The organism is Bradyrhizobium yuanmingense (assembly GCF_900094575.1).
Taxonomy (GTDB): domain Bacteria; phylum Pseudomonadota; class Alphaproteobacteria; order Rhizobiales; family Xanthobacteraceae; genus Bradyrhizobium; species Bradyrhizobium yuanmingense.
Window position 1 is genome coordinate 1 of record NZ_FMAE01000078.1, and the last position, 2399, is coordinate 2399.

At 55.6% G+C, this 2399-nt stretch carries 3 protein-coding genes; all 3 read left to right on the forward strand.

Going from position 1 to position 2399, the window contains the following annotated elements:
- Positions 1-393 precede the first annotated feature (393 nt).
- Genes GA0061099_RS42945 through GA0061099_RS42955 form a run of 3 tightly spaced genes read left to right on the forward strand, consistent with a single transcriptional unit; the run spans position 394 to position 2023 of the window.
- The gene (locus GA0061099_RS42945) at positions 394-1191 is read left to right on the forward strand and encodes a carboxylesterase family protein (RefSeq protein ID WP_338060722.1); all 798 of its coding nucleotides are present in this window, start codon (positions 394-396) and stop codon (positions 1189-1191) included.
- A 5-nt stretch (positions 1192-1196) separates the two neighbouring features.
- Complete coding sequence (locus GA0061099_RS42950) at positions 1197-1595, forward strand: alpha/beta hydrolase family protein (RefSeq protein WP_157786123.1); 399 nt, start codon at positions 1197-1199, stop codon at positions 1593-1595.
- A gap of 2 nt (positions 1596-1597) precedes the next feature.
- Positions 1598-2023: a carboxylesterase family protein gene (locus tag GA0061099_RS42955; RefSeq protein ID WP_036032436.1), complete on the forward strand. Its 426-nt coding sequence runs from the start codon at positions 1598-1600 to the stop codon at positions 2021-2023.
- Positions 2024-2399 lie beyond the last annotated feature (376 nt).

Sequence of the window (2399 nt, forward strand, 5' to 3'; positions counted from 1 at the left end):
TGAGCCAGAACAGTCCTTTGCGCATCGAAGTCCCCCGCGTGGAATCAACCCGCTGCCAGGGAATCAGAGTTCGCTAATTAGGTACAGACCCTAGTTCTGAATGGTTCACAGTTCGGTCTCGCTACAGCGACAAAAGGGCATTATCAAAGCTTGGACTAAGAACCGAGTTGCACCTCTGATTGCTGTGCTGGCGCGCAGTTCGCTCGGCGCACCGAATTTGTACCATCGCTTGACGGCTGTGCCGCCGGATCTATTGCCTCGCCGTAGAAATAGGACTTGGCATTATAAATGCTTCAACAGCACACTGTAGTTAGGCCGCGCTATGTAGCCGTCTCTATGCAGGAGTGTTCGGTGCAAACCAAGTCAATCATAATGATCTTATTGAGATTTGTGATGTTCTCGACAAGTGCCGTGGCAGGGGCATTAAACGAAACATGCCCTGAATGCGTAACACTTGAGGGAGGGATGGCAAAGGGCGTGATCGAGGATGGGATCCTGAGCCTCAAAGGAATTCCCTACGCGGCTCCGCCGGTGAGCGATTTGCGATTCCGCCCACCATCTTTGCCTAATCACTGGCAAGGAATTCTTGAGGCAGCGAACTATCGGACAATCTGTCCACAAATCGAGGATCCGCTCGAAAGTTATCCCAAAGCGGCCATGGCGCATGAGGTTGTCGTGGGCGGAGTCACAACTCGTTTGTTCGAGGATGAAGATTGTCTTTACCTTAATGTCTGGAAGCCTGCGAAGCAGGTCAGGAATTTGCCAATCATGATCTATCTTCCCGGCGGAGGCTTCATTGCCGGTGGCGCGTCCGACGTTTATAATGGGGCAGCAGTTGATCGAAAGGATGTGGTCGTCGTCACGATCAACTATCGTATCGGCTTGCTGGGATTTGCGGAGGTAGGTGCGCTCGACCCTTCCTATTCCGGTAGCGGCAACAACGGCCTGCGCGATCAGATCGCAGCGCTTGAGTGGGTTCGACGTAACGCGACGGCGCTCGGCGGGGACTCTGATAATGTCACGGTATTCGGTGAATCGGCCGGTTCGATCTCAATCGCCGCACACCTCGTGTCTCCCTCGCTGAAAAAGCCATTTCAACGGGCGATCCTGCAAAGCGGGGCCTACAATCTAATTCGCACCAGGAGATCGGCGGAAGCGACAGTAAAAAAGTCATGGACGTCGGATCCTTGAAAACCATGGCGCAGATCAAAACGGCGCCCGTTCGAGATCTATTGCTGCAGGCCCACGCTACCGGTGAGCCGGATGGTTTCTTCGCTCCCGTCGCAGATGGTTCGGGGGTCGCCCTCGATCCTGCCGAAGCACTCGCCTCCGGAGCGTCAAGACATGTTGGGATCATGCTTGGGACGAATGCAAACGAAATGAACTACTGGGCAATGTATGACAGCAAGTTCCGCAATCCGTTCGTGGAAGACACCGATCTCGGCGCAAAGATCGATGTCTTCTCTATGTTACCCTCCATACGGGACACCTCAGAGGAGAAACGGGAGGAAGTGAAACGCAAGCTCATGAGTACGTATGAGAAGGTTCTCGGGACGATCAAAGAACAATCGAAGCGGCGCTGGTTGATGACGTGATAATGACGCAACCGGCAACACACCTAGCCGAGCGCCAATCGGCCTCGGGCGGCAAGGTGTGGCTCTATCGCTTCACTTGGCATGTGCCCCCAAAGTATCTCGATCCTGCGCTGCCCCCGTTGGGGGCGTTTCATTCAATTGAACTTCCATTCATGTTCGGCACCGGTGATTTCAGCCAAATTCCAGGTGGTCTTGCGCTGTCGAAGGCCCCGGGCTCGGATATCTCTCGGCTGACTAATCAGATGTTGACCGCGTGGACGAATTTCGCAAAGAAGGGAGACCCTAATGGCGTTGGCGTGCCGGAATGGCCTTCCTACGACACAAACAAACGCGTCGTGATGGTGTGGTCAGCAGATTCTGAGGCGGTTGCGGACCCTGACGGGTCACGCCGTGAAATCTGGGAGCGCTGGCACTTTAACCCTTATTGATTGACAACCCGGATCGGTAATGTCGCGCCCGCTGTATCGCGGCTACGCCAGATTGCTGCGACGATGGCCGACAAGGTGTCGCCGCACGCGCCATGTCCCCAGGCAACGTTCGCCGTCTCCGAGGGCCTTGGATCTGCCTCTACTACATTGAGCCAGCAGTGGCCTCGCGCCTCTCCTCCGCCGAATAGTAGTCCGTTCTGTTAATCGCGGGGACAGTGTCATGTCGGTGAGAGGCGATCGAGCACGCCGATTTCAGTTGTAGTCAGTCGTCCGTTAAGAAGGCGAATTGAGCGGGGCGGGACGGCCGAACGTGCGCCATAGCTGGAGCAGGATGAGGCACAAGAGTTCTCTGAGCCAGGCGAGGATGCGGCGGAAG